Below are 6,923 nucleotides of genomic sequence, written 5' to 3'. Positions count from 1 at the left end.
AATGTCGATTTAAATAACTATACAATCGATATTACGAAACGTCGGTGACTTTTTTTCAGGCAATTAGAGGATTCTTCTTAGAAGAGATACCGAAAATAACAGATATTTTGAAATGTAGGATAAACGACAAGTTTCAAGTCGTTGACTTAAATCCCATTAAGCTAGCCGTTTGAATCGGCACTAGTATATAAGATGAGCGCTTAGCTTATTTGTGAAGTGCTCTTTTTTCTACATCTAAAGCAGCTTCTCTTATTGCCTCTGATAGAGTAGGATGAGCATAAGGAGTGTTAATCAAGTCTTTTATACATAAACTTTTTTGTATAGCAATAGCTGCTTCTGCAATTAACTCAGAGGCATGTGTTCCTATAATATGCACCCCTATAATCCTTTTGCTTTTCTCTTCCGTAACAATCTTTACAAATCCTTGTGTTTCTCCTGTGCACTTTGCCCTTGAGTTGGCTTTGAAGGGAAAGCTCCCTATTTTTGGTATAAGGTGATATTTTTTAGCTTCTTCTTCTGTTAATCCCACTGATGCCATTTCTGGATGGGTATAGACAACATTGGGAATAGCCATGTAGTTAAGTTGAGGCCTATGGCCTGCCATAATTTCAACAGCTGCAATGCCTTCTTCAGATGCTTTATGTGCAAGCATAGGACCTTCAACGACGTCTCCAATAGCAAAAATATTTGGGATATTGCTGCGAAAGATTCCATCGGTTTCAATGAATCCTTTAGGAGATATTTTTACTCCTATCTTTTCAAGACCAAGCCCTTGGGTATAAGGCCGTCTTCCAATGGCGACCAAAACTTTTTCCGCTGAAAAAGATTTTTGTTCTACTTGTAAAGAAATTTGATTGGACGCAATTTTTGCACCCATGACTTTAGAAGAGAGATAAAAGTTAATGCCTTGTTTTTCCAGATCTTTTTTAAGCTCCAAGATAAGTTGATGATCAAATCCTGTACAAATTTGATCAAGAAATTCAATGATTTGTACTTTCGTTCCTAGTCTATTGTAGACAGATCCTAGTTCTACTCCAATTACACCTGCGCCTATTATGAGTAGATCTTTAGGGATTTCTTTAAGAGAGAGTGCCCCGGTAGAGGAGAGAATTTGTTTTTCATCAAAGGGTAAAAAGGGAAGCTCAATAGGCTTTGAGCCTGTAGCGATAAGAATAAATCGCGCTTGTAGTTGGGTTGCTTGACTTGCATTTTTAACTAAAACTTCAGTAGAGGATAGAAAACTAGCTTCTCCTACATAAGAACTAATCTTGTGTTTTTTAAATAAGCTTGTAATTCCTTGGCTAAAAGATTGGATAATTTGTGTTTTACGAGTCATCATTTTCGTAAAATTAATCGATGGTTGAGCAATAATAATTCCATTTGCAGCGCTTATTTCTTTTATATTCCATAGTAGTTCAGAGGAAGATAAAAGTGATTTAGAAGGGATACAACCTACATGTAGACACGTTCCTCCTAATTCTTTTCGTTTATCGATACACGCCGTTTTTAATCCCAGTTGAGCAGCTCTTATTGCAGCTACATACCCGCCAGGCCCAGCACCTATGATAATTAGATCAAATGCATCCATAGGTTCCTTATAAGTCGAGAAGTAAGCGAGAAGGTTCTTCTAATGTTTGCTTAATGTGCTTTAAAAAAAGCACAGCTTGTTTGCCATCAATTAAACGATGATCATAGCTGAGCGCTAGATACATCATAGGACGGATAACAATTTCGTCATCGATGACAACAGGACGTTTAACAATAGAGTGCATTCCTAAAATGGCACTTTGAGGGGGGTTAAGAATAGGGGTTGATAAAAGAGATCCAAAAACACCTCCATTGGTAATTGTAAAGCTGCCTCCTTTTAAGTCATCTACGCTGATGGAACCATCGCGTGCTTTTTGAGCAAAAGCGCTCAGTTGCATTTCAATTTCTCCAAAATTATGCTGTTCACAAGATCTAATGACAGGAACCATTAGACCACGATCTGTAGAAACTGCAACACAGATATCATAGCTTTGAACAAAGACTATATCTTCCTTATCAATATAGGCATTAATTTCGGGAATCTCTTTTAAAGCTGCAACACAAGCTTTGATAAAAAAAGACATAAAACCCAGTTTAATCCCATATTTTTTTTGAAAAGATTCCTGCTCTTTCTGTCTGATAGCAATTACACTGCTCATATCCACTTCGTTAAAGGTGGTTAACATAGCTGTTGTGTTCTTAACTTCTACAAGCCTTTGCGCAATGATTTTGCGTAAAGAACTCATTTGTTTACGAGAAGTGTTCGCTTCTTTTTCTACAATAGGAGTGGGTTGAGGAGAAACTGTGGATTGTTGCAAGCTAGAAACAAAATCAGATGTAGTAAATTTGGCTTTTCCATTTGAAGGAGGAGGAAAAGCAGGCTCTATTGGTTTAGGTGGTTTTTTATCAGAAGATTTAAGTGTTTGCTCTACAGTTGGAGGATTAATCGTCCCAATTACTTGTCCTATCTTAACGATATCTCCTTTTTTAACCTGTAAGGTTAATTCTCCGCTTTCAGGAGCATACAAAACTTGATTTACCTTATCTGTTTCTAATTCTAAAATTTCTTCATCTTGTTTAACAAAACTACCAGATGATTTAAGGATGTTGCTAATGGTTGCTTCGGAAACAGATTCACCCATATTAGGGATTTTAATCTCGCTTGCCATGGATTACCTTATCTTAAATTTAAGCAAAAGCTTTTTTAAGCAGCTCTTCTAATTGTTGTTTATGTACGGCATACGAGCCTACAGCAGGCGATGCGCTTCTTTGTCTTCCGATATACTCGATTGCGCTTTTTGTTCCAAGTAGCTCGTCAAATGCAAAGCGCAAAGACTCCCAAGCACCCATATTGCTGGGCTCTTCCTGCACAAAACGACAGCTAGCATTAGGATGTTTAGCTAAAATTTTTTGGACGATATTTTTAGGGAAAGGGTATAGCTGTTCTAAACGTATGATTGCGCATTGTTGATTTTGTTTTTCTCTCTCTAGAATGAGCTCGTAATAGACTTTTCCACTGCAAAACAGCAGTAACTTCGCATCTTTTTCTAGGAGGGGATCTTCTAGAACTTCATAAAATCTTCCTGCTGCAAGATCATTTAAACTGGATCTACATGCAGCATTACGCAATAAAGCTTTAGGCGTAAAAAGAACTAAAGGTTTTTTTATAGGACATAGAGCCTGTGCTCGCAGAAGATGAAAAAGCTGTGCAGGGGTAGAGCAATTAGCAACTCTTAAATTATCTTGAGCAGCTAATTGCAAAAAACGCTCTATACGCGCAGAGGAGTGTTCTGGTCCTTGTCCCTCATAACCATGAGGAAGCATCAGAACTACATTGGATACTATTCCCCATTTTTGTTCTGAAGGAGCTAAATACTGATCGAGAATAATCTGAGCACCATTTGCGAAATCACCAAACTGTGCCTCCCAAATAACTAAGGCCTTAGAAGAGGCTAAACTAAATCCAAACTCAAATCCTAGAACAGCGTATTCTGATAAAGGGGAGTTAAAAAATGCACATTCAGCTTGAGACTCTGTAATATGATTGAGTGGAAAATAACGTTTTTCATTGAGTTGATCAATAAGTACAGCATGTCTATGAGAAAATGTTCCTCGGCAAACATCTTGACCAGAAAATCGCAAAGCGATTTTCTGAGATAGTAAGCTTGCATAGGCGAGCTGTTCCGCTGTTCCCCAATCTAAAGAGACTAATTTAGGGTCGCTTTGTAACATTTGCTCTCTTTCTTGGAGAAGTCGTTTAATTTTAGGATTAAGATTTAGATCGCTTGGATAGGTATAAAGTCCTTTAGCGATCTCTCCTAATACTTTTAAAGAAATTTTAGTATCCATTTCTGATAAAGGAATAAACTCTTGTGGTTTTTTCCTAGCAACAGGAGGAGATGTTGTTTGCAAAGCTTCTTGAAGCTGCTTTTTAAAGTTTTCTTCTAAGTTCTTTATGTCCTTTTCTTGAATGATATTTTCTCGAAGCAAGTTATGAAAAAATACAGTGCGAATGGATTTTCTCTCTTTAATTTTAGCATAGAGAAGTGGTTGCGAAAAAAGAGGTTCATCGCTTTCGTTATGACCGTACTTACGATAACAATTAAGATCGATAAACACATCGCATCCAAATTTAAGTCGTATTTCCATGCTAAGAATAATAGCCCTTATACATCCTTCGGGATCTTCTGCATTTACATGAAAAACAGGACAATTAAATGTTTTTGCAAGATCTGAGCAATAAGGGGTAGAGCGTGCTTCTTCAGGGTTTGTGGTAAAGCCGATTTGATTATTGATAATAAGATGAATAGTACCTCTTGTCTGGTAGCCGTTTAATTTACAAAGTTGCATGGTTTCATAGACCACACCCTGGCCACTAAAAGAGGCATCTCCGTGAATAAGAACGGGGATCACATCTTTTTTACTAATCTCTGCTTTAGCGTAGCTCATTCCTTCTACTACCGGATCTATCGATTCAAGATGGCTGGGGTTTGCAGCAAGGGTAATCGAGATATTTTTCCCCAAAGAGGTAGTAAAGGTCCCTTGTGCGCCTTGATGATATTTTACATCCCTAGAGCCTTCAAATTCCTCATTAATATAATTTTCATCAAACTCTCTAAAAATAGAGAAATAGTCTTTGTGAATAATATTGGCTAGTACATTGAGCCTACCTCTATGCGCCATGCCAAGGACTACTTCATCTATACCACTTAAAGACGCTTGCTCCATTAAAAAAGATAACATGGGAATCAGAGTTTCTGCTCCTTCTAAAGAAAATCGCTTTTGTCCTACGTATTTTGTATTCAGAAAAGATTCAAATAACTCGGCTTTGTTTAAATCTTTTAAAATAAGTATCTTTTGCTGTTTACGCAGTGTAAATGAAGATTCAAATCTATTTTGGATCCATATTTCTAGTTCATGGTTTCTAAGATCCATATATTCTATACCGATCTTAGAACAATAGATTTTTTTGAGCTCATCAAGAATGTCTTTTAAAGGGGCTTGTTCTTCTTTCAAAAGGTTGCAGGTAGGAAAGGGCACATTTAGCTCATTTGTCGTAAATCCAAGTGTCTTGAGGTCCAATGCATAGATAATATCAGGAGGGGGCTTAAGAGGATTAAAACAGGCTAATAAATAGCCATATTTGCGATAAGCGTCTATGAGATGCTGAATCCTTTGTTCCTGGTCTAATCCTCTAATGGATTGGCTTAATCCTAGGTGCATTCCTTGAAAAAAAGCACGCCAAGAAGGTTCCATTTGGAAGGGATCGTCTATGAATTTTTGATAAAGATCATCTATAAAGCATAGGTTGGGAATAGAAAGGGAAGAAAAAGTCATATAAGATCCTGAAAAAATCAAAACAGTTTATAAGCTTATTCATAGCAAATCAGTAATTTAATTTAACTAATATCAATTTTTTTATTTTTATTATTAATAAAATAATAGGTTAAAAATCCGTAATAGAACTCTAAAGAATGAATGTTAAAATATTGAGAGATTAAAAAAAGAAGGCGCACATAGTCTGTGCACCACAGTCTTAAATGGGTTTCTCTTTAAAGTTGAGCCTTTAAGCGATAGTTTACAGGAATACCCTTTAAAAAGTACTTCTCTGAGAGATTACTTAGAGCTATCCTATTATCCTTAAGATGTTCTGAGATAAACTTCTTCGTTGAAAGAGGGCTCTGATCGTGTTCTAAGAAAAATATCCATGGGGTACTATTTTCTTTTAAGATAAGAAGCATTGGAGTGCCGTGCACATTTTTTGGAGTATTTTCTAGATATTGAAGTTCTGTAGTATTCTCTGAAAGAAGGCTTGCCAGAGCATTTTTTAGAAGTTGAAACTCTGGTGTTTTCTTTAAAAAAAGGTTTGCTAGAGTATTTGTAAAATTTTGAAGCTTTGTAGGGTCCTTTAAAAGATTTTGTTTAGCACTTTTTAAGCTTTGAAGCTCTAGCTCTCTATTATTCTCTAAAAGAAAGTTTTCTAGCTTATTAAAAAGACTTGCTGGAATGCCTCTTAAAAAAAATCCTTCTTGAATAATAAATCGAGAATCACAATAAGGCAGCTCTGGTTTAGATGGAGCTAAATCTTCTGCAATATTTGATTTTTCCTCGATAGTTTTCTCTTGAATTTCAACAATAGGTTCCTTACTTTCAATCACACGAGGAGCTACAGGTAAAGGGCAATCAAATTTTCTAAAACTAAAAGAGTAAATACTATTTCTCATCAAATGATATGAGGACATGGCAAAGGACGTAAAACTTGCACAGACTCTTTTGAAAATAGCATTAATAACGTCTGCAACTTGCATAAAAGGACTTGCTGCTTTTTGAGCTGTTATCTGTACAATTGTTTTTGCATTGTTTAAAGTTGTCTTAATAGCGGTCTTGGCATAATTCAACGTAGATATAAAGCTTTTAGCTACTACTAAAGCAAGAAGAATAGGAAATGATGTGCCCAATGAAATGCCGCAAGCTTTAAGAGCTAGTGATCCACTAATCGTTTGTGCTCCAATAGAAAAGATATAGCTTTCGGTAAGCTCTTTAACCGTTTGAGTTAAGACATTTTTATTTTGTTCATTAATTACATTAAAAGGCACTTTTTCTCTGAGATTATTATAATATTGATAAACATCTTCTTTAATCATTGTTTCCTTGTTTGTTAATTAAATGTAAATTATACATTAATGTTATATTAATTTATATAATAAAATATAATTTAATTCTAAAAAATAGAAGAAAACATTTGTAAATTTTAACTATTAATACTATTGAATTAGGGCCAACGCATGAAGATTTTGCTTGATAACAGTATTGCCATTGACGGCAAGACATTATGCGGTTCTGGTAATAAGACAATAGATCCTATCCATATGGTAAGCGCTTTTGCTTCTGAGCAA

The 6,923-nt window shown here is 35.7% G+C and carries 5 protein-coding genes; 1 reads left to right on the top strand and 4 read right to left on the bottom strand.

Annotated elements, in window-relative coordinates; translation table 11 throughout:
* Positions 1-44 precede the first annotated feature (44 nt).
* A complete protein-coding gene (locus RHOW815_RS08865) occupies positions 45-173 on the top strand; it encodes a hypothetical protein (protein ID WP_256439920.1) in 129 nt (42 codons plus the stop codon).
* A gap of 32 nt (positions 174-205) precedes the next feature.
* Here RHOW815_RS08865 and lpdA read toward each other — a convergent pair whose 3' ends face one another.
* The 4 genes from lpdA to RHOW815_RS06025 all read right to left on the bottom strand — a co-directional run bounded on the left by lpdA (position 206) and on the right by RHOW815_RS06025 (position 6,671).
* Positions 206-1,588 carry a dihydrolipoyl dehydrogenase gene (gene lpdA, locus RHOW815_RS06040; RefSeq protein WP_215217432.1) on the bottom strand — a complete coding sequence of 461 codons (1,383 nt, stop codon included), beginning with the start codon at positions 1,586-1,588 and terminating at the stop codon, positions 206-208.
* 7 nt (positions 1,589-1,595) lie between these two features.
* Positions 1,596-2,696 carry a dihydrolipoyllysine-residue succinyltransferase gene (gene sucB / locus RHOW815_RS06035; RefSeq protein WP_215217431.1) on the bottom strand — a complete coding sequence of 367 codons (1,101 nt, stop codon included), beginning with the start codon at positions 2,694-2,696 and terminating at the stop codon, positions 1,596-1,598.
* A gap of 19 nt (positions 2,697-2,715) precedes the next feature.
* On the bottom strand, positions 2,716-5,364 hold the full coding sequence (locus tag RHOW815_RS06030) for a 2-oxoglutarate dehydrogenase E1 component (protein WP_215217430.1): 2,649 nt from the start codon (positions 5,362-5,364) through the stop codon (positions 2,716-2,718).
* A 215-nt stretch (positions 5,365-5,579) separates the two neighbouring features.
* Positions 5,580-6,671 carry a hypothetical protein gene (locus RHOW815_RS06025; RefSeq protein WP_215217429.1) on the bottom strand — a complete coding sequence of 364 codons (1,092 nt, stop codon included), beginning with the start codon at positions 6,669-6,671 and terminating at the stop codon, positions 5,580-5,582.
* Positions 6,672-6,923 lie beyond the last annotated feature (252 nt).

This window comes from Candidatus Rhabdochlamydia sp. W815 (assembly GCF_018642185.1).
Lineage (GTDB): Bacteria > Chlamydiota > Chlamydiia > Chlamydiales > Rhabdochlamydiaceae > Rhabdochlamydia > Rhabdochlamydia oedothoracis.
This window is presented reverse-complemented; position numbering and strand designations above follow the sequence as displayed.

Excerpts from the sequence above, each read along its gene's own strand:
- lpdA (WP_215217432.1), bottom strand. The coding sequence starts at position 1,588 with ATGGATGCATTTGATCTAATTATCATAGGTGCTGGGCCTGGCGGGTAT.
- sucB (WP_215217431.1), bottom strand. The coding sequence starts at position 2,696 with ATGGCAAGCGAGATTAAAATCCCTAATATGGGTGAATCTGTTTCCGAA.
- RHOW815_RS06030 (WP_215217430.1), bottom strand. The coding sequence starts at position 5,364 with ATGACTTTTTCTTCCCTTTCTATTCCCAACCTATGCTTTATAGATGAT.
- RHOW815_RS06025 (WP_215217429.1), bottom strand. The coding sequence starts at position 6,671 with ATGATTAAAGAAGATGTTTATCAATATTATAATAATCTCAGAGAAAAA.